Here is a 24,860-nt window from a genome sequence, read left to right on the forward strand (position 1 = left end):
AGAACCGACCATTCATTGATTAGTGCGCCCTGTTATCCCGTTAACCGGTTAACCCAGCCACTTCGTACCGTTTCGCGAGCTTTATCGGCACGAGGAGAACGCGCGTGGCTTCGGTTCCCGCAGGTCGCCGCCCGGCCGCCCGCCGATGCCATCCGCGGCATGATGGGCCTCCCCGGGAGGGCGGCCGCGCCAAGGCGCACGAGCCGCGCGACCGGGTCAGCTCCCGGCGAGATACTTCCTGGCGCCGTCGTGGAGCGGTACCGGGCCGGTCTTCGGGGCGTCGGCCTTGCTCATGTTCCCGGCCTCGGGATGCACCTTGGCGAGCTCGTCCTGATGGTCGAACAGGACGCGGACCAGGCTCCCGGCGAGGTCGGCCGGCATCTTCTCGGAGACGACCAGGAGGTTCGGGACCGCGATGGTCGCGACGTCGGCGCCGGTGCCGTAGACGTCCTTCTTCAGCGTGCTCGCCTGGTAGACCTCGCCGTACTCCGCGCGCAGCTTCGGCAGCAGGTCGCCGAGCGGCACGAAGACCACGTCGTCCTTCAGGGTCGTCGTGAGGTCGGTGACGCCGCCGGTCGGCAGGCCGCCGGACCAGAAGAGCGCGTCGAGCGTGCCGTCCTTCATGCCCTGGACGGTCTCGGGCAGCGACAGCGCCTGCTTGCGGACGCCGGTGTCCGGATCGAGGCCCGCGGCCCGCAGCAGGCGCAGCGCGATGTACTCCGTGCCGGAGTTGGGGGACCCGGTCGAGACGCGCTTGCCCTTCATGTCGGCCACCGAGCGGATGCCCGAGCCGGCGCGCGCGATGACATGGGTGTAGTTGGTGTAGATGCGGGCGAGCGCCCTGATGGGCTGCGGCCGGGCGAAGGCGCCCTTCCCGGACGCGGCGTCGCCCGCGGCGTCGGCGAGGGTGAAGGCGATGTCGGACTCCCCGCGCACGACCCGCTGGATGTTCTCGATGGACGCGCCGGTCGCCTCGGCCGTGACCTGGTAGCCGGGCAGGTTCCTGCCGACGAGGTCGGCGTACCCGCCGCCCAGCTGGTAGTACACGCCGGTCGTGTTGCCGGTGGCGATGGAGAGCCGGCCGCCCTTGTAGAGCCCTTGCCCGGCGGGGGCCTCCCGCTCGCCGCCGCAGGCCGCCAGCATGAGCGCCAGGCCGATCGCCACGGCGAGACGGGTAACGGATCGCATCAGCTTGCCTCCTGGGTCGGGGTGGGTCCGGCCGGGCGGTCACGTCCGGGCCGCCGCAGGACGACGTGGGTCAGGAACGCGACGCCGAGCACGGCCAGGCCGATGGCGACGCTGCGGGGTTCGAGGCGGAGCAGGACCAGCGCGGCGGCGCCGCAGAGCAGGCGCTCGGGCCATCCCGCGCGGCGCAGCATCCACCCGCCCGTCGCGGCCGCGAGGGCCGCCACGGCGACCGCCGACACCGCGAGCGCCGCGAGGACCTGCGGCGGCGGGGCCTGCCACAGCAGCGCCCGCCCAGCCGGTGACAGGACGACGGCCATCGGGACCAGGAAGGCGGGAAGGGTGTACTTCCAGGTCGTCATCATCGTCGCGAACGCGTTGCCGCCGGTGACGGCCGACGCCGCCACCGCGGCCAGCGCCGTCGGCGGAGTGACCTCCGACAGGACCGCGTAGTAGAAGATGAACATGTACGCCGCCGCGGGGGGCACGCCGAGCATCTGCAGGGCGGGCCCGATGACGACGGCGGCGATGATGAACGACGCGGTCACCGGCACGGCGAGGCCGAGCAGCAGCACCGCCAGCGCCGACACCACGGCCGTCAGGACCAGCCCGCCGCCGGACAGGTCCACGATGATGCGCGAGCTCTTCAGCCCGAGGCCGGTGAGCGTCACCACCGCGACGATGACGCCGGCGGCCGCCGTGGTCGCGGCGACGGGCAGGACTCCCAGCGTCCCCGCCGACAGCGCCTTGGCCGCGCGGCGCGGCCCGAGCCGGTGCGCCGGGTCGAGGAACGACAGGGCGAAGGCGAGAAGGGTGGCGTAGACGACGGCACGGAACGGCGAGACGCCCCACGCCATGCACACCACGATGACGACCAGCGAGGAGAAGTGGTAGCCGAAGCGGGCCAGCAGGCGCCAGGCGGGCGGCCCGGCCTCCTCGACGGGGCGGGCGCCGAACCGGCGGGCGTCGATCTCGATGGCGAGGATGATCCCGAGGTAGTACAGCAGGGTGGGGACGATCGCGTAGATCAACACCTGCAGGTACGACACCTTGAGGTACTCGGCGATGATGAAGGCCGCCGCGCCCAGCGTCGGAGGCGACAGGATGGCGCCGATGCCGGCGGCGGCCAGCACGCCCCCTCCCTGCGCGGGCGCGTACCCGGCCCGCCTCAGGATCGGCCAGGCCACGGCGCCCAGCGACACCGTGGTCGCGGTGCCCGACCCCGAGACCGTGCCCAGCAGGAACCCGGCCAGCGTCACCGTGCGCCCGGGCGCGGCGGCCGAGCGGCGGAAGGCCGCGAACGAGATGTCCAGGAAGAACCGGCCCGCTCCGGAGTGCTCCAGCACGGCGCCGTAGATCGTGAACAGGACGATGTAGGTCGCCGCCACGTCCAGCGGGACGCCGAACAGCCCTTCGGTGCCCATGTACAGCTGGACCAGGATGCGGTCGATGTTGTAGCCGCGGTGCCCGGCGACCCAGTCGACCGGAAGGTAGCCCCCGTAGTAGGCGTAGGCGGCGAAGGCCAGGCAGATCGCGGGCAGGATCGCCCCGACGGTGCGCCGGGTGGCCTCAAGGACGAGCAGCGTGCAGCCGGCGGCCATGACCAGGTCGAGGGCGGACGGATCGAAGGTCCTGCGGATGAACGCGTCGAAGTCGAGCAGCGGGTACGCGCACACGACGACCGAGACCCCGGCGAGAACCCAGTCGGCGACTCCGGGACGATCCGGCCCCGCCGCCTCCTCCCGAACCTCCCGAACCCCACGCGCGCCACCGGCCCGCCGCCCGTCCGCGATCTCCCGCGGGTCTCCGATCTCCTCCGCGTTCCGGGTCTCCCGCGTGGCCCCGGCCTCCCGTGCCCGCCGCGGCCGGCGAGGCCTTCCCGGCAGGCGCAGGCCCGGCCGGTACACCAGGAACGTCAGCGCCAGGACCACCGCCAGGAAGCTCATCCGGTACGGCAGCACCGGCATCGGGTCGAAGACGACGTAGAGCGCGTAGAGCGACACGCACAGCGCCACCGCGCCGACGACGCGGGCCGGGACCCCGGTCAGATCGCGCGCGGGGCGCTCGGCGTCGAACTCGGCGGCCGGCCTGCCGGTGTCGGCCGGGGAGACGTCCTGCCCGTCGTCCCCGGAGGCGGGCGACGCCGTGCCGTGCGCGGTGGTCGGCACTGCCACCCCCTGAACCCCGGGACGCTCTGACTTGAACTCCGTGCTCTTTGTCAACCCTAGATGTTGAACGGTCGCATTCAAAGGTCATTCTCAAAGCCGAGGCCGCGAACCCCCGCCCGGACGCCGCGACCCCGTCACCCGGACGCGGGATCCTCGCGGGCCGGTGAACCGGACGGGGACGTTCCGGCGATAGAGGAGATGTGTTGGTTCTCCTGACTCGTCCCGCTCCGCCGAAGACGTCGGGCCCGTCGCCGGGCGGTTCGATCCGTACGAGGCGCTGGCGGGGGTCGCCGTCACGGCCGCCGCGGCGGCGGCGGGGGCGGCGCTCGGCCGCTGGACGCCCTCGCTCGCGGTCGCTCCGGTGGTGGTCGTGCTGTGGGGGTTCGGCACGTTCGCCGATTCCCGGGGCGAGTACGGCGGGTGGTTCTGGCCGGTGATCGCCGGTCACGAACTGGAATGGGGACCACGTCCCTCCGGAACCCACCTGCTCTATCTGGCCGCGTTGGTCGTCCTGCTGGGGGCGCTCGCGCTGCTGCGCCACGGCGGCGTCGGCGCGGCGTTCGCGCTGGTGGACGCCATGGCCGGCAGCACGGCCGCCCTGCTGACGGCGCGGCTGCCCCCCGGAACCGGGATCCCCCGGGGCGGCGCGGGCGTCGAGGCGGCGGTGTGCGTGCTGGTCGCCCTCGCCGGAGCGGCGGTGGCCGTCCGCATGGTGCGGGGACGGCAGGCCGGGACGGCCGGGGCGCTCACGCAGCTGTCCCTGCTCGCCGGCACCTTCTTCCTCGAAGGCGACCTGTGGCCCTGGCCGCCGCCGGGAGACCCGCGCTGGGAGCCCGTCCATCAAGGCTGGTCCGCCGCCCTCCCTCTGCTCGCACTCGTGCTCATCCTCGCCCACCGAGACCCGGTCACGCCCCCGCCCCGGAGAACCACCTCATCGTGACCAAGCACGACCATGATGGAAGTACCTCAGTCGCGGGGTCTCTGTGAAGAGCGCCAGGCACGAGAACGGTCATCAGCCGCACGATCATGCGTTGAGTCGCTGGAGGAGCCGCGTGTCGCCGAGTTCTTCCGCCGTCTCCAGGACGAGGCCGCGCGTGTACCGGTCTTCGTCGTCATGGGGTTCGGCGAGATAGCGGCGGACTCCGTCCAGCCCCCGGCGGTCACCGCGCAGCGCCAGACCGCGCGCGCCCTCCATGGCGATCGTCAGGCAGGGGTCGCCGAGACGTGCGTACAGCGCCTCGCGAATGACCGCGTTGTCGTCTTCGAGCCCTGCCAGACCGGCGGTCGCCCAGTCTCGGGTCTCATCGTCGGTGTCCTGGGTGAGCCTGATGAGCGCCGATCGCCCTTCGGTGTGGCCCTCCGGCAGCACGGAGCCCAAAGCACACGCGACAGCATGGCGGACGTCCTCGCTGTCGTGGCCGGCCAGGCGGACGACCTCGGGGAAGGCGCGCTCGTCCGCGAGATGGCCGAGCGCGAAGACCACTCCGCAGAGCAGGATGGGATCGCTTTCCCGCTCGGCCATCCGCCGCAATATCGGCAGGCTCCGCTCCAGGAACGGTCTGTCACCCGCGACGCCCAGTTGTGCGAGGACGTCAGCGCCCAGCAGCCGCTCGGACGGCCGCGTGCCAGCGCACAACTCCGCGGCTCCCTGGAACGTCTCGGCGTCTCCGCGCAGTCGCAGCACCGGCCGGAGGGGCGAGGGTCAGCCGTGGCCCCTTATGCCGGCCCCGCTGGGCGGGCCCTCCCTCTCACGTCCCGCGCGCAACCCGTGAGCACTCCTCGGGGCCACGTCTTGGTGGCCTGCGAGGGGCGGCCTGCGAGGTTCGGACCTGGAACGTCGGATTAGGGTTCCCTTGTGAACATCGACGACTTCAGCCTGGACCCGGCCGTCGCGCACCTGAACCACGGATCCTTCGGCGCGGTGCCGCGCCGCGTGGGGCGAAGGCAGGACGAACTGCGCCGGGAGGTCGAGCGCGCCCCCGACCTGTACTTCGCCACGGTCATGGACCGCCTCGCCAAGGCGCGCAACGAGGTGGCCGCCTTCCTCGGCGCCGAGCCGGAGGGCGTCGCGTTCGTCTCCAACGTCACCGAGGGTGTCGCCGTCGCGCTGAACAGCCTGACGCTCCGGCCCGGCGACGAGATCATGATCTGCGACCACACCTACGGCGCCGTCGAGATCGCCGTGCGGCGCACGGCGGAGCGCGCCGGGGCCGAGGTGGTCGTGGTGACGCTCCCTGGGCGCGGGGACGGCGAATGGCCGGGCGAGGAGGCCGCCCGGGCCTACCTCGCCGCGGTCACGCCGCGCACCAAGGCGGCCGTCTTCGACCACATCACCTCCGCCACCGCCCGCCTGCTGCCGGTGGCCCGCCTGGTGGAGGGGTTCCGCGCTCTCGGCGTGACCACGATCGTGGACGCCGCGCACGCGCCCGGCATGCTCGACGTGGACGTGAGCGAGCTCGGCGCCGACTTCTGGACCGGCAATCTGCACAAATGGGCGTTCGCGCCCCGTCCGGCGGGTGTGCTGGCCGTCTCCTCCGCCTGGCGCGAGCGGGTCGAGCCGCTGATCCCGTCCTTCTACCAGGAGGCCGGCTTCCCCAGGAGCGTGGAGTTCCAGGGCACCCGCGACTACACGGCCTGGCTGGCCGCGCCGGAGGGGCTGCGGATCTTCGAGGACCTCGGGCCGCACGCCGTCCGGGCGCGCAACGCCGAGCTGGTCGCGCGCGGCAGCCGGATCGTCGCCGACGTCGCCGGCCTCCGGCCCTGGCGGGCGGACCCCGAACTGTCGATGTGCGTCCTGCGGCTGCCGGACGGGGTGGCCGAGACCCAGCCGCGCGCCGAGGCCCTGGCCGCGGAGATCATGCGCAGGTACGGCTGCCGCGCGGGCGTGAAGTTCTGGCCGGGCGCCGGCCTGCTGCGCCTGTCGGCCCAGCTCTACAACCGCGAGCAGGACTACGAACGCCTCGCCGCCGCCCTGCGCGACCTGTTCGGCTGAGGGCCGGCGCGGGGAGGGCGGCTGCGTGGGCTCACGGGTGGTCCATGCGGGCGGCGATCGCGGCGTGCACGGAGGCCTCGAAGTCGCCCTCCAGATCGTTCAGGATGGCGAGCATCCGGGCGCAGATCTCCACGACCTCGCGTATCCGCCTGCTCGACTCGGCCCGGTCGCCGGGATCCCTGGCGCCCCGCGCCACCGCCTTCTTGGCCGGTTCGATGCACTCCTTCAGCGCCCGCAGCCGCTGGTCGCCGTCCGCGACCGGGGCCAGCAGCTCTTCCAGCCGGTCCATGGCCGACAAGAACGGCGGGTCGTCGTCGTAGGCGGCGTACTTGACCGACCAGTGCCAGCTGTTGAACCACTGGAAGTATCCGGCGGCGGTGTCGGTGCGAGTGTGCAGCACCGACAGTGCGTGCTTCACGAACTTGAGCGCGTCGAGGTTGTCCAGGTACCAGAGGATCTGCCGCTGCCCGATCAGCACCGGAGCGCCGCCCAGCGACCGCAGCAGCTCCAGCATCGTCTTGCGGTAGGACGTGGCGTCCCGCCAGTCCCGGAAGTCGGCGTACTTGATGTGGCTGACGCTCGGCGGGAGCGCCACGTCGTCGAGCAGGAGCGGCAGGATGCCGAACCCCTTCCCCTCCATCGAGCGGATCTTGGCGACTCCCAGCTCCTCGCGCACCCAGGGCGACCGCATCGAGGCGTGGGAGACGATGTAGATCAGGCTGGTGGCGGCGGCGATCTCCCCGAAGATCCGCTCCGGGATCGAGTCGCCCACCTTCAGGTCGCGCTCGGCCAGGAAGGTGGCGACCCCGGCGGCGGCCAGCGAGCCGTCCAGGAACCGGGCGAACTCCCGGTCCGCGCTCGAATAGGAGATGAACACCTTGACCCGTGACGCCCCGCCGTCGCTCATCAGCACCTCCGCGCGCGATCCTCCAGGAGCCGGCCGGGCACCCGGAGGGGTGCCGGACGTCGCACCGCGCGCGCGTGGGCGCGGGCCGGCGGCCGGGCGGAACGCAGCGAGCATACTGCCCGCCGCCGCCGGCCGCCGGGCCCGCGAGCCATCAGCGCGGGGGCGTGGTCACCTGGACGGTCTGCGACTTCGGTCCGAGATTGCCGGCCAGGTCACGGGCCCGCACCCAGAAGGTGTACCGCCGCCCCGGCGACAGGTCCGCGACGGCGACCCTGGTCGTCGCGGTCACCGTCGTCTTGACGGGCTGCCCGGCGCTCTGCCGTGAGAGCTCGTACTCCTTGACCGCGACGTTGTCCGTGGCCGGCGACCAGGTCAGGGTGACGCCGCGCGCGGTGGGACGGCCCGCCTTCAGGCCGGTCGGCGCGCAGGGCGGCACGGTGTCCGCGACGACCAGAGCCGTGATCGAGTTCGCCGGGAACGTGGTGGACGCCGTCGCGGACCCCGCCCTCGTGCTCAGCGGCAGGTCGGCGGGACGGGTGATGGCCGTGAGGTCGGCGCCGCTGTACTGGTAGACCTGCGCCGTGGCGCCCGGCGCGCCGCCGTTGACGGTGACCGGGCTGGTGAGGTCGGAGCCGGTCTTGTTGACGACCATCAGCGTCAGCGCGCCGTCCGCGCTGCGCTTGGCCCCGTACACGGCGAGCCGGGACTGGTCGGCGCTGGTGGACAGGACTGAGGTGTCGCCGAACCTGCCGCCCTTGCCGTCGTGGTTGAGGTACATGCGGAACGCGTACGCGCCGGGGTCGGCGGAGGAGGGCGGGCTCCACAGGGTGGCCAGGTCGGCGCCCTCCCGGCCGAGGATGCCGAGCACGTCGGCCTGGGCGAGCGCGCCGTTCAGCGACCCCAGGGCGCCGAAGCTGTACTCGGTGACGGCGACCTTGGTGCCCGGGTAATTCTTCGCGACCATCTCCTTCATCCTCGGGATGAGGTACACCGGCTGGCCGATCCAGCTCTCGTCGGTGTAGGCGCGGTCCCACAGGGTGCGGGTCTGGCGCAGTCGCAGCGCCTGCTTGGCCGCGTCGCCCGGGTCGTCGCCGAAGACCCCGGCCTGCGGGTACCAGTGGTTGTCGTAGTAGTCCAGGATGCGCACGCCGTGCGCCTGCTCGTAGGCGCGCATCTGCTGCAGGTACCACTCGCCGAACGGCACGCCGCCGTGCGCCGCCTGGTCAGGCGGGTTGCTCCAGCAACCCTCGATCGCGCATCGCTGCTGGTCGGAGCCCGACAGCGTGATCGACGACCAGCCCCAGCCGACCGGACCGAGCGTCTGGGCCTTGGGGTCGGCGGCCTTGACCGCGCCCGCGATCTCGTAGGTCTTGTCGCGCATCTCGTCGTAGGACGCCCCCGCGGGGTGGACGTCGCGGTGCGTCGAGTGCCAGATGTCCGGCTCGTTGTCCAGGTTGTAGAACCGCACCCCGCCGTGCGCCGCGTCGCCGTACCGGCCGCGCAGGTGAGCCATCCAGTCGGTGACGTACTCGGCCCCGATCTCGACGCTGGTGTCGTGCGGGTCGTTGCCGGTGACGTTCGTGCCGTCGGGCTTGACGCCGTTGCCGCAGTCGGGCGCCCACTGGTCGGTCGACTGCTGCGGGCCGTATTTGGCGACGCTGAACCCGCACGCCTTGGCCCGCTCCTTCGGCGCCCAGCCGATGAGGGGGAGGGTGATGACGCTGTCGGTGCCGGTGCGCTTGTCCTGGTCGACGAACCGGTCGGTCTCCGAGCCGTCCGGCAGCGCGTCCGGGTCGGCGTTGTCGCCGGCGATGTTCTCGAAGAACCAGTCCGCGGCCCGGTTGGTGGTGTCCAGCCGGAAGTTGTAGCGGGTGGTGGCGTTGCCGCCCCAGCGGCGCACCGGCAGGCGCAGCTCCTTGGCCAGCGCCTCCTCGGTGAAGTTCATCCCGTACACATGCGGGCTGATGGGGTGGGTGGGCGCGCTGAGATCCACGGTCAGCGCGGGCCCCGCCTCCGCCGCGGACCGCCCGGCCTGCGCGCCGGGTCGTTCGCCGGCGGCGTGCGCGGGGAGGGCGGTGCCGGTCGTGACCAGCAGCGTCGTGACGGCCAGTGCGAGCCGCGTTCGGTGCGGTGGCATGACGGGGTCCTCCTTGACGGGCGAGTGCGCTCCGGAGCGGCACGCCCTCGCGGGCGAGTGCGCTCCGGAGCGGCACGCCCTCGCGGGCGAGTGCGCTCCGGAGCGGCACGCCCTCGCGGGCGGGTGCGTTCCGGGCGTGGTACGACCACCGGCCGATGCTGCTGCCCCCGCGCACCCGGGTCCAACAACGTCGCCCCACCTCTCGTGAATCCCCTGGTGAACCCCTCTGAACTGCTGAAACTTTCACCGCCGACCGAGGGGCCACCCGTGTCGTCCGCGCTCCCGACGCCGGTCAGGCGGCCGTCCGAGCCCGCGATTCCCTGTGGCGGTGAGGGTGCCGTCTACACCTGGTCCTTCTCCGTCGTGCTGGGATCATCCTCTGCACGGGATGTCCTGCGGCCGGTCAGCACGGCCGCCGCCGCCACCACCACGAGCAGGCCGAGTGCCGCCCAGATCCACGGCGGGACACCCGCGGCCGAGGTCTCGTCCTCGCTCGTGGAGACCGGTGGGGGCGCGGAGGCGGCGGCACTCGCCGCCGGCCGTGCCGGCGCCGCGCTCGCCCGTGTCCCGGCCGCCTCTCCGGACGCTCGCACGGTGAAGGGAATCTCCCCCTCGACGGGATGGCCGTCGGACGAGACGATGCGCCAGGCCACGACATAGTCCCCGGACGGCAGCGGGCCCGCGACCTTCTGGAAGACCTTCGGCCCGTCGGTGCGGGGCCGGCCGGACTCGAAGCGCCGTCCCGCCGCGTCGTGCAGGATGACAGCAGGGAAGCTCACGCTCGCGCTGAACTCCAGCTCGATCTGATCGAGCTTCGAGACGAGGGCGTTCTTGGCCGGCGAGCTGCTCTTGAGGCTGTCGTGCGCGAGCGCGGAAGGGGCCGCGAGCCACAGGCTCGCGGCGGACACGCAGAGGACGAGCAGTGCTCGAATGACGGTGGATTTCATCACGTTGCTCACTAGGGTCGGGAGCGGTGGCCGGATGACGGGTGATCGGCTACGGGCTCATTTCAGCAGTCTCTCTCCGATCCAGCCGCCGGGGTCGCAGCCCGGCGGGATGGCGAACACGGCCGAGCCGATCGGCGTCGTCCACTCGTTCAACAGGTCGACCTCGGCCAATCGCCTCTGCACCGGCACGAACTGGCGGGTGATGTCGGCCTGGTAGGAGGCGAAGACCAGTCCGCTGTCGGCGCGCCCGTCCGCGGACAGGCCCTCGTCGTAGTTGTAGACCCGGCGGAAGATCCGCGAAGCGGGGTCGGCGGTGTGCGCCCGGCGGATGTGGGCGTACTCCGAGATGGCCGGCAGCCCCACCGCGTTCAGCTTGGTGAAGTCGGGTTCGTCGTGCTCCCGCGTACCTGTCAGCGGGGCGCCGTTGTCCAGGCGTCGGCCGATGGTGAACTCCTTGGCGACCCGGTCGGCGGCGTCCCAGGTCTCCATCTCGGCCCGGATGCGCCGGAGTACCACGGTGGTGCCGCCGTGCAGCCATTCCGGACCCTCGCGCACCCACACCGCGCGGTCGAATTCGGGTGAGCCGGGGACGGGGTTGACGGTGCCGTCCAGCTGGCCCATGACGTTGCGCTGGGTCTGCCCGCCCTCCTGGATGCCGGCGCCGCGCCGGAACCCGCGCTGCGTCCAGCGCACCCGGGCGAAGGCGCGGACGTCCTTGACGATCATGCGTAGTGCGTGTGTGACGGTCAGCGGGTCATCGGCGCAGATCTGCACCAGCACATCACCGCCGCTCCAGCGCTTGTCCAGCTTGTCGATGGAGAAGCCGGGCAGCGGCGCGATCTGCCGCGGGCGCCGGCCGGCCGCGCCGGCCGCCTCGAACAGGCCGGGGCCGAAGCCGAAGGTGACGGTCAGCCGGGCGGGCAGCACCGCCAGCTCCGGCTCGGTGTCGGCCAGCGCGGGACGTCCCTCGGTGAGGCGCCGGGCGTCGTCGGTCACCAAGCGCATCATCCGGCCGAGGGCCTCGCGGTCGACGCCGCGGCGCAGATCCAGGCCGGCGAAGACGGCGTTCGCCTGCGGGCTGGTGGCGATCCCGGCCTGGTGCGGTCCGTGGAACGGCTCGACCGCGGTCCCGGACCGCGCGGCTGAGGCCTGCCCGGCGGCGGACGCCGAGGTGAAGGCGGGTGCGGTCAGGGCGCCGGCCACGGCGGCGCCGGAGGCCAGCAGGCCCCGCCGGGTGAGCGGGGGCCTGCCGGGTCGGAGGTCGGCCATCAGCCCTTGTCCCCGCCGTCTTCGCCGCCCATGTGCATGCCGCCCTCGCCGGTGCCGGGCTGGTAGTCCTCCTTGCCGCCGGCGAAGTCCTTGCCGATCGCGGTGAACTTCAGAGTGCCGCCGTCGGCGAGGGTCAGGGTGAAGGGGATCTCAGCGCCCGGCTCGACCTTGCCGGCGACGCCCATCAGCATGATGTGGTCGCCGCCTGGCGCCAGCTGATGGGTGCCGCGGGCCGGGATCACGAAACCGCCCTCCTTAGGACGCATCACCATCTTGCCGTCGTCCTCCACGACTTCGTGCAGCTCGATCTTCGGTGACAGCGGGGAGGCGCCGGAGACCACCCGCACCTCGGTGCCGGTGTTGTTGACCAGGGTGCCGAAGGCGGCGGTCATGCCCTCGCCGGTGGTCTTGACCCACGGGTCGGTGATCGACAGAGCCGGCGCGGGAGACGCGACCGGCGCGACGGCGGCCGCGGCACTCGACGCGGGTGCCGAGGGGACGGCGGAGGTGGTGTCCCTGGCCGCGCACCCGCTCACCAGCACGGTGGCCAGGGCCAGAGCCGGAAGCGGCAGAGCGGGGAGGACACGGGAACGCGAAAAGGGGGAGAGCATGGAAGAACAAGACCTTTCACGGCAGGCCTCGGCAGCGGAAGGTTCAGGTCGTGCCGGAGGCGGACACACGCAGGATCGCTCAGCGGCCACAGACGAGGTGGCCGCCGGTTTCCGGGCCGATGACGCCGGAAATGGAGACGTCCTCCGGCGCCGCCGCAGCGGTCAGCCGGAGTAGCAGGAGACCTGCGCGTGCGGCGGGCCGCGCCGAGGCGCGGCGAAGGCCAGCAGCGCAGAGCGCAACCGGCCAGGTTCGGGCGCCGCCACGGCGGCGATCGGCTTGTGCACGGGCTGCAGGCAGGCGACCAGCACAGGGTGCAACCGCACCGCCAACCGGCGCAGCAGCCCCCACAGCGCGGCCTCGCCCCGGGCCAGCCACAGTGCCGTCAGCCCGGCCGCCCAAGCGTGCGCGACCAGCATGCCCGCACTCGGCGCCAGTCCAGACATGTGCGTGTGACCTGTGACATGGTGGGCCGCAGGAGTGTGACCGAGGGTGAACAACACGTGCAGCACCGCCTGCACCCCCGCCAGCAGCGGGAAGATCACTGTCAGCGGGCGCTCGCCCCCCGAGGCCGCCACCCCGGCGCCGAAGGCCAGCAGCAGGCCGCCCGCCGCCACCGGCGTCGAGACCGGCCCGCCGCCCAGCCGGTGCGCCGCCACGCTCAGCCCGAGACACACAACGGCGAACACCGTGGCGCGGGCGAGACGGAACGGCAGGGCGGCGGTCATGATGTGGTCATCATCTCACCTCGTCCCGTTGGCCCGGAAGCCGGTACGAGCCCGGCTCGCGACCGGCCGGGCATCTCGGTACGGAGACGTTCCGGTGGACGCGGCGCGACGTCAGGACGTCAGGACGTCAGGTCGTCAAGGGCTTTGAGGAGGCGGTCGACGTCGGACTCGTCGGTGTAGGGGGCCATTCCGGCGCGGACGGCTCCCTCGTCGCCGAGGCCGAGCCATCTGCTGCACTCCAGGGCGTAGAAGCTGCCCGCCGGGGCGTTGACCCCGCGCGCCGCGAGGAACTCGTGGACGGCGGCCGGCGCGGCGCCGTCGACCGAGAACAGCGTCGTGGGCGTGCGCCTGCGGCCCGGCGCGCCGTGCGGGCGCACACCGGGGATCTGGGCCAGCCCGCTCTCGAGCCGCTCCAGCACGGCCTCCTCGTGCCGCTCGAGCTCCTCCATCGAGCGCGCCAGGCGCTCGCGCCGCGTCCCCTCGCCGGGCACCAGTCCTGCGAGGAAGTCGACGGCGGCCGTCGTCCCGGCGAGCAGCTCGTAGGGGAGCGTGCCGAGCTCGAAGCGCTCGGGAACGGCGTCGGTCTGCGGCAGCAGCTTGTCGGGGTGGATGCCCTCCAGCAGCAGGGGATCGGCGGCGAGGACGCCGAGGTGCGGGCCGAGGAACTTGTAGGGCGAGCAGGCGTAGAAGTCGGCGCGCAGCGCCCCGATGTCGACCAGGCTGTGCGGGGTGAGGTGAACCCCGTCGAGGTAGAGCAACGCTCCGGCGGCGTGCACGAGGTCGGCGATCGCCGGGATGTCGGGCCGGGTGCCGAGCAGGTTCGACGCGCCGGTGACGGCGACCAGGCGGGTGCGGTCGCCGAGCAGCCCGGCGACGCGCTCGGTGGCCAGCTCGCCGGTGTCGCGGTCGAAGTCCGCCCACCGGACGGTCACGCCGCGCGCCTCGGCGGCGTGCACCCAGGGCCGGATGTTGGCGTCGTGGTCGAGCCGGGAGACGACGATCTCGTCCTCGGGGCCCCAGTCCTTGGCCAGGGCGCGTGCCAGGTCGTAGGTGAGCTGGGTCATGCTTCGCCCGAACACGATGCCCGCCGGGACGCCGGCCAGCAGGTCGGCCATCGCCTGCCGCGCCGACAGGACGATCTCGTCGGCGCGGATCTCGGCGGCGGTCACCGATCCCCGGTTCGCCACGGCGGCCCGCAGCGCCCCGGCCACCGCGTCCGCCACCTCCATGGGCGTCTGCGTGCCGCCCGGACCGTCGAAGTGCGCCGCCCCTTCTTCGAGCGCCGGGAACCGCTCCCGCACCGCCGCCACGTCATACGTCACGAGACCTCCAATGCCGTCACCAACATGACCTTTACGCACCGATGCGGCATTTGCCAAGTTTTCGGCGACGGATCGCCGCCGCGGGGAAGGCGCGTCGTCGCCTCGCAGGGGAGCGGCCGGCGGGAGACGGGGGCGCCGGGTGCGGTCGCCGGCGGCGGAGGTGGGAGGGGCGCGAAGGTCAGGCGACCTGCTTGGAGGAGGCCGTCCAGGTGTTGCAGGAGCGCGGGTCGCGGGAGGCGTACCCCTTGTCGAGCCATCGGGCGATGCCGGCCCCCCGGCCCTGCGGCCCCGGCTTCTTGCCCTCGTCGCCGTTGGCCCTCATCACGCTGAGCAGCGCCCGCCAGCTCTCGGCCTTGCGCGCCGCGGTCTTCCAGGTGGCGCCGAGAAAGACCCCGGCCAGGCAGAACGACTGGAGGGAGGAACGGCGGAGCTGCTCGTTGAGCTCCTTCTTGGAGGAATAGGGGATCGCCTCGAACGCCTCGCTGATCCCGGTGAGCCGCTGCAGGTGGTAGGCGTACACGCGGGCGACGAGCTGGAAGTGGAAGACCTCGCGGGTCCGCAGGTAGTCCTTGTCGATCAGGATCGCGCCGGTCGACGTCTTGTCGCAGAACGAGCCGGCCTGGTCCTTGCCCCATTTATCGTCGCAGAACCGGCGCGCCTTTGTCAGGACGATCAGCTTGGCGGGCTTGAACGTCAGCCCCGCCTTGCCGAAATAGGCGCCCCAGGCCTTGTTCATGCATGCCCACAAGGCCTGCAACGTCTTCTTCGCGGCCTTGGAGTTCGCCGTGCTCAGCGCGCCCTGCCGGCATGCGAAGGCGGGCAGGACGCCGCTCTTGTACAGCTTGTTGTCGGTCAGGGCCGGCGCGTTCTTGATCGGGTACGCGGACGTGATGGTCCGTGCCTCCGCCGTCCCGGACAGCGGAAGAACCGCCACAAACGCCACAATAGTTAATGAAAGCAGTTTTTTGCGCATGAATAGTGGACGCTAGCTCACCGAATGACACACATCAATACATCAGCCCAAAAGCGTTATACGTGCTGGTTGTCGAGATGCGCGGGGCGGTGCCACGGTGAACCGCGTAGTGAGCGCGATCGAAGGCGGCGAGGACTCGGCGCGCGTTCCGTGCGGCACCCACGCCCGCTAAGCCGTTCGGCGTGCGTCTGGACCGGGCCGGCCTTATCGGCCCCCGGCGTCCCCGCTAGGGCGTCGCGGGTGAGGTGGCGGGGGTGAGGGCGGTGCTTTCCCTGATCATGAGGTGGTAGTCGGCGGTGACCTCCTGCACGGGGTGGTGCGCCGGGCCGTCGAGGCGGCGTTTGAGCAGGTCGACGGCGACGCGCGCGAGCTGGGTCTTGTCGGGGGCGACGGAGGTCAAGGTCGGGGTGCTGAACCTGCCGTCCTCGATGTCGTCCACCCCCGCGACCGCGATGTCCTGCGGCACGCGCAGGCCCGCGGCCAGGATGGCCCGCATCGCGCCGAGGGCCAGCAGGTCGTTGAAGCAGAACACCGCGTCGGGCCGGGCGGGGGAGGCCAGCAGCGCCGCCATCGCGGCGGCGCCCTCGGGCCTGCCGAACCGCTCGACCTCCACCACCATCTCGGGCAGCCCGTGGGCCGCCATCGCCTCGCGGTAGCCGGCCAGGCGGACCGAGGAGGTGCCGCTGGCGGCGTTCTCCTGTGCGCCGAGGGCGGCGACGCGGGTGCGGCCGAGGCCGAGCAGGTGCTCGGTGACGTCCCTCGCGGCGCGCACGTTGTCGATGGCCACGTGGTCGGCCGGGCCGTCGTGGATGCGCTCGCCGAGCAGCACCAGCGCGGTGTCGTCGGTGCGCGCGGCGAGCTCCTCCTTGCCGATCGCGACCGGGCTCAGGATCAGCCCGTCGATGCGGTGGTCGCGCACCCCGTCCAGCACCTGGCGCTCGCGGTGCAGCTCGCCGTCGGTCTGCTCGATGACCACGATCCAGCGGTGCTCGGCCGCGGCGGCGATGACGAACCGCGACAGCTCGGCGAAGTACGGCTTGTCGATCTCGGGCAGGCCGAGGGCGATCACGCCGGTGCGGCCCTGGCGCAGGTTGCGGGCGGACAGGTTCGGCCGGTAGTCCATCTCCGACAGCGCCCGCTCGACCTTCTCTCGCGTGGCCGCCGACACGTGCGCGTAGCCGTTGACCACGTTGGAGACGGTCTTCACCGACACCCCGGCCAGACGCGCGATGTCGCGCAGGCTCCCTCCCACGTGGGCCACCCTCCTGGTCGCGAACCTGATCTCCTCGTACGACCGTACCGGCACCTCCGTACGTAACGGCACGGTATCGACCCGGTCAGCTCCTGTTTACAACGTTGAAACAACGTTGTACAAACGCTCCTACCACTGAACCGCGCGACAGAGAGGTCGTGCCTTGGCACCGACTGCTCATATAACCCTTGACCCCTCCTTCCGGATCGGGCCGGTGGAGCGACGGCTGTTCGGCTCGTTCGTCGAGCACATGGGCCGTTCGGTCTACACCGGCGTCTTCGAGCCGGGGCACCCGCTGGCCGACGGCGACGGCCTCCGCACCGACGTGCTGGAGCTGACCCGCGAGCTGGGGGTCACCCTGGTGCGTTATCCGGGGGGCAACTTCGTCTCCAACTACCGCTGGGAGGACGGCGTCGGTCCGGTGGGCGACCGGCCCGCCCGCCTCGACCTCGCCTGGCGCAGCCTGGAGGACAACAGCTTCGGGCTCAACGAGTTCATGGCCTGGGCCGCCAAGGCCGGCGTGGAGCCGATGATGGCGCTCAACCTCGGCACCCGCGGCGTGGCCGAGGCGCTGGAGCTCGTCGAGTACGCCAACTACCCCGGAGGCACCCGCCTGTCGGAGCTGCGCAGGTCCCACGGCGTCGACAAGCCGCACGACGTCCGCCTGTGGTGCCTGGGCAACGAGCTGGACGGCCCCTGGCAGATGGGGCACAAGACGGCGGGGGAGTACGGCCGGCTGGCCGCCGAGACCGCACGGGCGCTCAAGCGCTTCGACCCCGGCCTGTCCCTGGTCGCCTGCGGCAGCTCCAACAGCGGCATGCCGACCTTCGGCGCATGGGAGGCCGAGGTGCTGGAGGCGACCTACGACATGGTCGACTACATCTCGCTGCACGCCTACTACGACCCCTCCGACGGGGACGTGGACTCCTTCCTGGCCAGTGCCGCCGACATGGACCACATGATCCGGTCCATCACCGCGACGGCCGACCACGTGGGCGCCAAGCTGCGCAGCCGCAAGCGGATCAAGCTCTCCTTCGACGAGTGGAACGTCTGGTACCAGAGCCGCTTCCACGGCGAGTCGTCGCTCTCGTGGGCCGAGCACCCCCGCCTCATCGAGGACGTCTACGACCTCACCGACGCGGTCGTCGTCGGCAGCCTGCTGATCACGCTGCTGCGCAACGCCGACCGGGTGGGCATCGCGGCCCAGGCGCAGCTCGCCAACGTCATCGCGCCGATCATGACCGAGCCCGGCGGCCCGGCGTGGCGGCAGACCATCTTCCACCCCTTCGCGCTGACCGCGCGGCACGCGCGCGGCGAGGTGCTCAGGGTGGAGCCGGAGTCCCCGGTGATCGACACCGGCAAGTACGGCGAGGTGCCCGCGATCTGGGCGACCGCCACCCACGACCCGGAGACCGGCGAGATCGCGCTGTTCGCCGTCAACCGCGACCGGCGGGCCCCGCTCCCGCTCGACATCGGCCTGCCGCACGGCATGCGGGTCGCCGAGCACCTCGAACTCGCCGACGCGGACCCCTCGGCCCGCAACACTGCGGAGGCGCCCGACCGCGTCGTCCCACGTCAGGGAACGGGCCTGGTCCTCGACGACCGCAGCGCCACGCTTACACTTCCGCCCGTTTCATGGACTATTGTCCGCTTTGCTCCCCTTACTGCCAGGAGTGCGTCATGACCAGCCCACTGTCCCGTCGTTCCTTCCTCGGACTGTCCGGGGCCGTCGGGCTGACGGCGACGCTGGCCGCCTGCGGCGGCGGCACGAAGATCGGGGCCGACGCCGGAGCGCCCGCCGCGGCCGCCCCGACCTTCTCCGGCGGCGAGTACACCGGCCCCAAGGTCACCCTGGAGTTCTGGAACGGCTTCACCGGCGGCGACGGCCCGCACTTCCGCGCCATGCTGGACGCGTTCAACAAGCAGTACGCCGGCAAGATCGAGGTCCGCAACGTCACCCGCCGCTGGGAGGACCTCTACCCGGCGCTGCCCACCGCCATCGCGGCCGGCAAGGGCCCCGATGTGGCGGTCATCCACATCGACTGGATCGGCACCTTCGCCGCCCGCTCGGTGCTCACCCCGCTGGACGACGTCGTCTCCGCGCTCAAGCTCAGCGACGCCGACTTCATCCCCGCCATCTGGAACGCCGGCGTCTACGAGGGCAAGCGTTACGCCGTCCCGCTGGACGTCCACTGTCTCGGCGACTACTGGAACACCGCGCACCTGGACAAGATCGGCCTCAAGGACGCCCCCGCGGACAAGGCCGGGTATGAGAACGCGCTCGCCGAGCTGGCCAAGGCCGGCGTGGCCAAGCCCTTCTGGATGCCCAGCAAGTGGCCGGCCCACCTGATGTTCATGTCGCTGCTGTGGCAGAACGGCGGCGAGCTCTACAGCCAGGACGGCGCCAAGGCGCTGTGGGGCTCGGCCGAGGGCGAGCAGGCGCTGGCCTGGATGGTCGAGCAGATCGACAAGGGCCGCAGCCCCGAGAAGGTCGCGATCGACACCCAGTACGCCGCCTTCAAGAACGACAAGGTGAGCTTCACCTGGGACGGCATCTGGCAGATCAACGACCTGAAGACCAACGCGCCGAGCCTCTCGTGGGGACTGTCCCCGGTGCCGGCCATCGGGTCCACCCCCGCGGTGTGGAGCTCCTCGCACAACTTCGTGATGACCGCGCAGGCGGCCAAGGACGCGAACAAGGTGCAGGCGGCGAAGTTCTTCATCGACCACATCAGCAGCCGGTCCACCGAGTGGGCCAGGGCCGGCATGATCCCCGCCCGCAACTCGGTCCGCCAGGACCCCTCGATCGCCGACCTGCCGCAGATCAAGCTGGCCGCCGACCCGGGCGTCTTCCACTTCCTGCCCGCCCTTCCCGGCGTCGGAGACGTCCAGTCCAAGGCCCTGGAACTGGCCGTGGCCAAGGCGGTGCTCAAGGAATCGAGCCCCGCGGACGCGCTGAAGGAGGGCGTGGCGACGGCCGACAAGCTGCTGGCCGAGAACAAGAGGAAGTACGGCCGGTGAGCCTGCTCACCCGCCAGGAGGGCCTCGCGGGGACGGCCGCCGCCGTCCCCGCGGGCTCCGCGCGCCGGATGCGGTGGTGGACCCCGTACGCCTTCCTCGCCCCGTACCTGGTGCTGTTCGCGGTGTTCATGGTGCTGCCGATCGGCTTCGGCTTCTACACCAGCCTCCACGAATGGGACATCAGCCTGCCGGCCAAGCCGTTCGTGGGCCTTGAGAACTACGCGGAGCTGTTCGACCCGTCGAGCGTCGACGGCTCGCGGTTCTGGATGGCGATGCGGGCGACCGGCATCTTCACCGTCTTCTCCGTGCCGCTGCTCATCCTGGTGCCGCTGCTGGTGGCGCTGATGATGAACGGCCGGTTCCGCGGGCGCAACCTCTACCGCGCCGTCTACTTCGCCCCCTACGTGCTGGGCGTGGCCGTGGTCGGGTTCGTCTGGCGGTACCTGCTGGACGGCAACATCGGCCTGGTGAACCACTACCTGGGCCTGGACGTGCAGTGGACCACCGACGTGCCTCCCGCCTGGATCGCGCTCATCGGCGTCACCGTCTGGTGGACGCTCGGCCTGAACGCCGTCATCTTCCTCGCCGGGCTGCAGGACATCCCGCGCGAGCTGTACGAGGCGGCCATGGTGGACGGCGCCGGCCCGCTCGCCCGCTTCCGCTCGGTCACGCTGCCGGGCCTGCGCCCGGTCATGGTGTTCGTGGTCAACGCCACGATCCTGGCCTCGGCCAACATGTTCGGCCAGTCCTACCTGATCACCGCGGGGGCGCCCGCGGACCAGACCAAGACCGCGATCTACCTGATCGCCGAGACCGGCCTGCGGCGGTTCGACATGGGCACCGCGTCGGCGATGAGCTTCATCCTCGCGGGGTTCCTGATGTGCGCGAGCGCCCTGGTCTTCGGCGCCTTCCGCGACAGGAGGAAGCGATGACCACCCTTGCCCCACCCCGGGCGCGGCGCGCCCTGCTCCATCTGGTGCTGGCCGTCGTCGCCGCGCTCTACATCAGCCCGCTGGTGTACATGCTGCTCACCTCGTTCAAGACCCGCGAGGGTGCCGGGGCGACCGAGCCGCAGTGGATCCCGAGCCCCGCCACGCTCGGCGCGTACCGGGAGATCCTCAACAGCCCCGACAGCCCGATCCTCACCTGGTTCGCCAACAGCCTCATCGCGGCGATCGGCCACGCCACCCTGGTGCTGGTCACCGCGGCCCCGGCGGCCTACGCGCTCGCGCGGCTGCGCTTCCGCGGCCGCTCGGCCTTCTTCACGGTGATCGTCGCCACGCTGTTCGTGCCGCCGGTGGTGCTGCTCATCCCGAACTTCCTCATCGTCAACGAGCTGTCCTGGGTGGACAGCCTGCCCGCGGTGATCGTGCCCGCGGCGGCGGGCGGCTTCGGGGTGTTCTTCCTGCGGCAGTTCTTCCTCGGCCTGCCCACCGAACTGGAGGAGGCGGCCGAGCTGGACGGGTGCGACCGCTGGCAGATCTTCACCTCGATCGCGCTCCCGCTGGCCAAGCCCGCGCTGGTCACGCTGTTCCTGCTGTCGTTCCTGACCAACTGGAACGACTTCCTGTGGCCCATTTACGTGCTGCTCAGCCCCGACTCCCTGACGCTTCCCGCCGGGCTCGGCAACTTCCAGAGCGCCAACACCATCCGCTACGACCTGCTCATGGCGGGCGCGGTGATCGCCAGCCTCCCGGTGATCCTGCTGTACCTGGTGGCCCAGCGCTGGGTCATCGAAGGCATCTCCCGCTCCGGCCTGAAGGGCTGACCCGGGCCGCGTGTACCCCTCCTGCCGCCCGTGACCTCGGGCGGCAGGGACGCGCTAGGGGCGCACGCGGGCTTCCTCCGCCGGTTCGCAGGGCTCCAGGGGCGGGGCGTCGAGGTTGCAGGCGGCCTTGCGCTCGGGGGCGCGCAACACGTTGGTCCTGATGGTGACGAAGGTCAGCAGCGCGGCGCAGACCAGCATGGCGGCGCTGGTCAGGATGGCGGCGCGGAACCCGGAGGTGAAGGCGGCCGGCGAGGTGTAGGCGGCTCCGGTCAGCCCGACCAGCGGGGGGATGGCCGCGACGGCCAGCAGGCTGCCGGTCCTGGCCACCGCGTTGTTGACGCCGCTGGCCACCCCCGCGTACCGCTCGTCGGCCGTGGCCAGCACCGTCGCGGTCAGCGGCGCGACCGCCGCGGACAGGCCCAGCCCGAAGAGCACGACGGCGGGCAGCACGTCCAGCACGTAGGACGCGCCCGGGCCGACGCGGCTCATCAGCACGAGCCCGCCCGCGCACAGCAGGATGCCCACGGTCATCGGCAGGCGCGGCCCGATGCGCTTCGCGAGCTCGCCCGAGCGGGGGGACAGGATCAGCATCAGCAGCATGACCGGGAGCATCGACGACCCGGCGGCCAGCGGCGAGAATCCGGCGGCCACCTGGAGCTCCACGACGAGCAGGAAGAACACCACGCCCATCGCCGCGTACATGATCAGCGTCACCACGTTGACGGCGGTGAACTCGCGGGAGGCGAACACGCGGACCGGAACCAGCGCCGACACGGCGGCCCCGTTCCGGGAACGGCGGATCTCCAGCAGGACGAACGCGGCGCCCAGCACGACACCGGCGATCGCGGCCACCAGCGGGATCGCCGTCCCGCGCTCGATCAGCCCGTAGGTGATCCCGGCGAGGGCCACGGCGGCGAGCACGGCGCCGAGCACGTCGAACCGGCCGGCGGCCCCCTCGTCCCTGGTCTCGGGCACGTGCCGCGCGGCGGTCACCACGGTGAGGGCCGCGATCGGCAGGTTGATCAGGAACACCCAGCGCCAGCCCGCCGTCTCCACCAGCCAGCCGCCGAGCAGCGGCCCCACGGCGCCGGCGACCCCGCCGAGGCCGGACCAGGCGCCCACGGCGCGCGGGCGGTCGTCGCGGGCGAAGGACGACTGGATGATCGCGAGTGAGCCCGGCGTGAGGAGCGCGCCGCCGATGCCCTGGAGCGCGCGGGCCAGCACCAGCGTGTGGATGTTGGGGGCGAGTCCGCACAGCGCCGAGGCCAGGGCGAACCAGACCACGCCGACGATGAAGACCTTCCGCCTGCCGTACCGGTCGCCGAGGGAGCCGCCGAGCAGGATCAGCCCGGCCAGGGTGAGGGTGTAGGCGTTCACCGTCCACTGCAGCCCGGACATCGAGGCGCCGAGATCGTCTCCGAGCCGCGGCAGGGCCACGTTGACGACCGTGCCATCCAGGAAGGCCATCCCCGAGCCGAGCACGGTGGCGAACAGGACCCACCGGCCTTGTGGGGATTTAATCCGGATTCCACCCTTTTCCATGCTGCCCATCATGCTCGACCCTCAGCGTGCTCCGAACATCCCGTCTTGCCCCCGCCCCGCCCATGCCGGGGGCCGAGGCGGTGCGCTCGTGTCGCGAACGCCGGTCCCGGCGCAGGAGCAGTGCGCAGAGCAGGGCGACCAGGACGGCCGGCAGCGGCAGCCAGAACACCCGCTCCAGCAGCCGGCCGGGCGAGTCGGGCGCCACAAGGAGGCCGGGGACGGCCGGGCCGAACGGCAGCGCGGCCAGCAGGACCACGGTCAGCGCCGTCTGGTGCCACAGGAAGACCGTCATCGCCGACAGGTTGGCCAGGACGACCGCCGCCCACACGCGCGGACGCCGCATGAGGGAGGTCAGCGGCCGGTGCAGCAGCATGGCCAGGCCCACCTGGGCGATCCCGAAGCACACCGCGGCCAGGGTGGGCGGGCTCAGGTTGGACACCCGCGCCCCGGTGACTCCGATCATGCTCGCCGGGTAGCCGAAGCCGGTGACCAGGACCACCGTCCCCACCGTCCCGCCCGCCAGCATCGCCGCCGCTCCCCACCCTCCGCCGAGCCCCCGCGCGTCACCGGCCCCGCGGGCGAGACCGATGGCGTACGGGACGAGCCAGCCGGCGAGCACGTTGGTCCAGGCGGGCCACGCGGGGCCGCCCAGGCCGAAACGGACCACGTCCGTCACCAGCACCAGCGCGACCGCCGTGACGGCCGCATGCACGGGCCGCACCCGCACCAGCAACGGAGTGACCGCGGTGAGCAGGCCGTACACGCCGAGGAACCACAGCGGGCCGAGGGCCGGCCCGGCCAGGGAACGCAGCGACCCCGGCGACACGCCGGCCGCCGCGAGCAGGACCAGCAGCCCGGCCCACACCATGAGCAGCGGCCCGGCCGGGACGAGCAGGCGGCGCAGGCGCAGGCGGACCCACGCCCCGCCCGGCTCGCGGCCGAGGCCGCGCGCCGCCGCGTACCCGCCCACGAAGAAGAAGACGGCCAGCGTCTGGAGCGCCCACGACAGCGGGACGAGACCGGGCATGGCGGAGAGCGGGCTGGTGACCCGGAGGTGTCCGAGATCGTCCACCACCCAGGCGGTCACCAGCCAGTGCCCCGCGATCACTCCGAGGATCGCCAGGGCGCGCAGCGCGTCGGCTCCCCGGTCGCGCGCGGCCGGCGTGCCCGCCTCGATCCGCCCGGCGAACGCGTCCCACGCCCGCCGCCCCGGCAGCGCCGCGCGTGCTCCGAGCAGGGTCCCCGCCCGCCGTGTCACGGCGCGCTCACTTCGGAGGCACGGCCGAGGGTGATCAACGCCAGGTTCCGCAGGGACACGCCACCCGGCCGGAAGTAGTCGCTGTGCCCGGCCGCTCCGGCCGCGAAGAGCCGCACGCCGAAGGAGGGGCGTGCGGGGTCTGCGCCGAAACCGAGATGCCCGATGCGCACCGGCGGGACGAAGCGCATCCAGTCGTTCCCGCCGCGGCCCGCCCACAGCCGGGCCCGGGCGCCGAGATCCCGCGCCCGGCCGACCCCGAGGCCGGGGCTGCCGAAGACGGCCACGTCGGCCACGGGCAGGCCGGGCAGGGCCTTCGCGCAGACCACCGAGCCGTAGCTGTGGCAGAGCAGCGTCATCGGAGCGGAGGTGATCGAGCGGACGCGGGCGACGGCGCGGCGCAGTTCCCCGGCGCCGTCTTCGGCGACCGCGTCGGTGGCCGCCGCGAGACTGACGGCCCGCGGGCTGTCGTACCCGAGCCAGGCGATCACCGCCGGCCGGGCCGCCGGGTCCAGGGCCCGCACCTGCGCGACCAGGGCGCGGGCGGCGCCGCCCGGCGTGCTGTACGCCTTGCGCCGCCCGCCGTCGAAGGTGGCCCGCGTGACGTCGGCGCCGGGCACGATGACGGCGACCCGGTCCGCCGTCGCCAGGTCGCCGAAGACCTTGACCATCCGGTCGTCGGGAGTGGGGGAGAGCAGGGTGAGGACGCCGAGTGCGCCGGTGAGGGAGATCGCCGCGAAAGCGCTCCTGGCCATGGGGGAGCCTCCTGTCCGGATCGCGGCGCG

Annotated in this window: 21 protein-coding genes; 6 read left to right on the forward strand and 15 right to left on the reverse strand. The window is 72.3% G+C overall.

Going from position 1 to position 24,860, the window contains the following annotated elements; all coding sequences use genetic code 11:
• Positions 1–216: 216 nt before the first annotated feature.
• Together ACFO60_RS07180 and ACFO60_RS07185 are read right to left on the reverse strand one after the other, a co-directional pair.
• On the reverse strand, positions 217–1,188 hold the full coding sequence (locus ACFO60_RS07180) for a TAXI family TRAP transporter solute-binding subunit (RefSeq protein WP_380838424.1): 972 nt from the start codon (positions 1,186–1,188) through the stop codon (positions 217–219).
• Positions 1,188–3,359: a TRAP transporter permease gene (locus ACFO60_RS07185; RefSeq protein WP_380838426.1), complete on the reverse strand. Its 2,172-nt coding sequence runs from the start codon at positions 3,357–3,359 to the stop codon at positions 1,188–1,190. The genes ACFO60_RS07180 and ACFO60_RS07185 overlap by 1 nt, the downstream gene beginning before the upstream one ends.
• A gap of 355 nt (positions 3,360–3,714) precedes the next feature.
• On the opposite strand from ACFO60_RS07185, the gene ACFO60_RS07190 reads away from it, so the two are divergent.
• Positions 3,715–4,293: a hypothetical protein gene (locus ACFO60_RS07190; RefSeq protein WP_380838428.1), complete on the forward strand. Its 579-nt coding sequence runs from the start codon at positions 3,715–3,717 to the stop codon at positions 4,291–4,293.
• Between the two features lie 84 nt (positions 4,294–4,377).
• Here the strand turns inward: ACFO60_RS07190 and ACFO60_RS07195 are convergent, their stop codons facing one another.
• Positions 4,378–5,037, reverse strand: coding sequence for a HEAT repeat domain-containing protein (locus tag ACFO60_RS07195; protein WP_380838429.1), 660 nt, complete (start codon positions 5,035–5,037; stop codon positions 4,378–4,380).
• A gap of 171 nt (positions 5,038–5,208) precedes the next feature.
• On the opposite strand from ACFO60_RS07195, the gene ACFO60_RS07200 reads away from it, so the two are divergent.
• Complete coding sequence (locus tag ACFO60_RS07200) at positions 5,209–6,345, forward strand: aminotransferase class V-fold PLP-dependent enzyme (protein ID WP_380838430.1); 1,137 nt, start codon at positions 5,209–5,211, stop codon at positions 6,343–6,345.
• A gap of 31 nt (positions 6,346–6,376) precedes the next feature.
• On the opposite strand, the gene ACFO60_RS07205 is transcribed toward ACFO60_RS07200, so the two are convergent.
• From ACFO60_RS07205 to ACFO60_RS07245, 9 genes are all read right to left on the reverse strand, one after another.
• Entirely contained in the window at positions 6,377–7,252 is an 876-nt protein-coding gene (locus ACFO60_RS07205; RefSeq protein ID WP_380838431.1) for a toll/interleukin-1 receptor domain-containing protein, read from the reverse strand.
• A gap of 151 nt (positions 7,253–7,403) precedes the next feature.
• Positions 7,404–9,389, reverse strand: a complete 1,986-nt coding sequence (locus ACFO60_RS07210) for a glycoside hydrolase family 44 protein (protein WP_380838433.1) — start codon at positions 9,387–9,389, stop codon at positions 7,404–7,406.
• Between the two features lie 341 nt (positions 9,390–9,730).
• Positions 9,731–10,336, reverse strand: coding sequence for a copper resistance CopC family protein (locus tag ACFO60_RS07215; RefSeq protein ID WP_380838434.1), 606 nt, complete (start codon positions 10,334–10,336; stop codon positions 9,731–9,733).
• A 57-nt stretch (positions 10,337–10,393) separates the two neighbouring features.
• Complete coding sequence (locus tag ACFO60_RS07220) at positions 10,394–11,605, reverse strand: Dyp-type peroxidase (RefSeq protein WP_380838436.1); 1,212 nt, start codon at positions 11,603–11,605, stop codon at positions 10,394–10,396.
• On the reverse strand, positions 11,605–12,216 hold the full coding sequence (locus ACFO60_RS07225; RefSeq protein ID WP_380838437.1) for a copper chaperone PCu(A)C: 612 nt from the start codon (positions 12,214–12,216) through the stop codon (positions 11,605–11,607). Before ACFO60_RS07225 ends, ACFO60_RS07220 begins: the two co-directional genes overlap by 1 nt.
• 162 nt (positions 12,217–12,378) lie before the next feature.
• On the reverse strand, positions 12,379–12,942 hold the full coding sequence (locus ACFO60_RS07230; RefSeq protein WP_380838439.1) for an MFS transporter: 564 nt from the start codon (positions 12,940–12,942) through the stop codon (positions 12,379–12,381).
• 119 nt (positions 12,943–13,061) lie between these two features.
• Complete coding sequence (locus tag ACFO60_RS07235) at positions 13,062–14,264, reverse strand: cysteine desulfurase-like protein (protein ID WP_380838440.1); 1,203 nt, start codon at positions 14,262–14,264, stop codon at positions 13,062–13,064.
• Between the two features lie 178 nt (positions 14,265–14,442).
• Positions 14,443–15,198, reverse strand: coding sequence for a neutral zinc metallopeptidase (locus ACFO60_RS07240; protein ID WP_380838442.1), 756 nt, complete (start codon positions 15,196–15,198; stop codon positions 14,443–14,445).
• Positions 15,199–15,463: 265 nt separating this feature from the next.
• A complete protein-coding gene (locus ACFO60_RS07245; protein ID WP_380838443.1) occupies positions 15,464–16,561 on the reverse strand; it encodes a LacI family DNA-binding transcriptional regulator in 1,098 nt (365 codons plus the stop codon).
• Between the two features lie 91 nt (positions 16,562–16,652).
• Here ACFO60_RS07245 and arfA point away from each other — a divergent pair, with 91 nt between their 5' ends.
• The 4 genes from arfA to ACFO60_RS07265 are packed head-to-tail and all read left to right on the forward strand — an operon-like array spanning position 16,653 to position 21,278.
• Entirely contained in the window at positions 16,653–18,173 is a 1,521-nt protein-coding gene (gene arfA / locus ACFO60_RS07250; RefSeq protein ID WP_380838445.1) for an arabinosylfuranosidase ArfA, read from the forward strand.
• Positions 18,170–19,510 carry an ABC transporter substrate-binding protein gene (locus ACFO60_RS07255; protein WP_380838446.1) on the forward strand — a complete coding sequence of 447 codons (1,341 nt, stop codon included), beginning with the start codon at positions 18,170–18,172 and terminating at the stop codon, positions 19,508–19,510. The genes arfA and ACFO60_RS07255 overlap by 4 nt, the downstream gene beginning before the upstream one ends.
• Positions 19,507–20,442: a carbohydrate ABC transporter permease gene (locus tag ACFO60_RS07260; RefSeq protein WP_380838448.1), complete on the forward strand. Its 936-nt coding sequence runs from the start codon at positions 19,507–19,509 to the stop codon at positions 20,440–20,442. Before ACFO60_RS07255 ends, ACFO60_RS07260 begins: the two co-directional genes overlap by 4 nt.
• Positions 20,439–21,278 carry a carbohydrate ABC transporter permease gene (locus tag ACFO60_RS07265; protein ID WP_380838450.1) on the forward strand — a complete coding sequence of 280 codons (840 nt, stop codon included), beginning with the start codon at positions 20,439–20,441 and terminating at the stop codon, positions 21,276–21,278. Before ACFO60_RS07260 ends, ACFO60_RS07265 begins: the two co-directional genes overlap by 4 nt.
• Positions 21,279–21,332: 54 nt before the next feature.
• On the opposite strand, the gene ACFO60_RS07270 is transcribed toward ACFO60_RS07265, so the two are convergent.
• From ACFO60_RS07270 to ACFO60_RS07280, 3 genes are read right to left on the reverse strand one after another with little or no spacing between them, the layout of a single operon-like run.
• Positions 21,333–22,820 carry an MFS transporter gene (locus ACFO60_RS07270; RefSeq protein WP_380838451.1) on the reverse strand — a complete coding sequence of 496 codons (1,488 nt, stop codon included), beginning with the start codon at positions 22,818–22,820 and terminating at the stop codon, positions 21,333–21,335.
• Complete coding sequence (locus tag ACFO60_RS07275; protein ID WP_380838452.1) at positions 22,795–24,078, reverse strand: acyltransferase family protein; 1,284 nt, start codon at positions 24,076–24,078, stop codon at positions 22,795–22,797. Before ACFO60_RS07275 ends, ACFO60_RS07270 begins: the two co-directional genes overlap by 26 nt.
• Positions 24,075–24,830, reverse strand: coding sequence for an alpha/beta hydrolase (locus tag ACFO60_RS07280; protein WP_380838453.1), 756 nt, complete (start codon positions 24,828–24,830; stop codon positions 24,075–24,077). Before ACFO60_RS07280 ends, ACFO60_RS07275 begins: the two co-directional genes overlap by 4 nt.
• Positions 24,831–24,860 lie beyond the last annotated feature (30 nt).

Source organism: Sphaerisporangium dianthi (genome assembly GCF_042654065.1).
Taxonomy (GTDB): Bacteria; Actinomycetota; Actinomycetes; order Streptosporangiales; family Streptosporangiaceae; genus Sphaerisporangium; species Sphaerisporangium dianthi.

What these genes read in the sequence shown, in the direction of transcription:
- ACFO60_RS07180 (WP_380838424.1), bottom strand. Translation starts at nt 1,188, where the DNA reads ATGCGATCCGTTACCCGTCTCGCCGTGGCGATCGGCCTGGCGCTCATG.
- ACFO60_RS07205 (WP_380838431.1), bottom strand. Translation starts at nt 7,252, where the DNA reads ATGAGCGACGGCGGGGCGTCACGGGTCAAGGTGTTCATCTCCTATTCG.
- ACFO60_RS07210 (WP_380838433.1), bottom strand. Translation starts at nt 9,389, where the DNA reads ATGCCACCGCACCGAACGCGGCTCGCACTGGCCGTCACGACGCTGCTG.
- ACFO60_RS07215 (WP_380838434.1), bottom strand. Translation starts at nt 10,336, where the DNA reads ATGAAATCCACCGTCATTCGAGCACTGCTCGTCCTCTGCGTGTCCGCC.
- ACFO60_RS07220 (WP_380838436.1), bottom strand. Translation starts at nt 11,605, where the DNA reads ATGGCCGACCTCCGACCCGGCAGGCCCCCGCTCACCCGGCGGGGCCTG.
- ACFO60_RS07225 (WP_380838437.1), bottom strand. Translation starts at nt 12,216, where the DNA reads ATGCTCTCCCCCTTTTCGCGTTCCCGTGTCCTCCCCGCTCTGCCGCTT.
- ACFO60_RS07230 (WP_380838439.1), bottom strand. Translation starts at nt 12,942, where the DNA reads ATGACCGCCGCCCTGCCGTTCCGTCTCGCCCGCGCCACGGTGTTCGCC.
- ACFO60_RS07255 (WP_380838446.1), top strand. Translation starts at nt 18,170, where the DNA reads ATGACCAGCCCACTGTCCCGTCGTTCCTTCCTCGGACTGTCCGGGGCC.
- ACFO60_RS07265 (WP_380838450.1), top strand. Translation starts at nt 20,439, where the DNA reads ATGACCACCCTTGCCCCACCCCGGGCGCGGCGCGCCCTGCTCCATCTG.
- ACFO60_RS07270 (WP_380838451.1), bottom strand. Translation starts at nt 22,820, where the DNA reads ATGGAAAAGGGTGGAATCCGGATTAAATCCCCACAAGGCCGGTGGGTC.
- ACFO60_RS07280 (WP_380838453.1), bottom strand. Translation starts at nt 24,830, where the DNA reads ATGGCCAGGAGCGCTTTCGCGGCGATCTCCCTCACCGGCGCACTCGGC.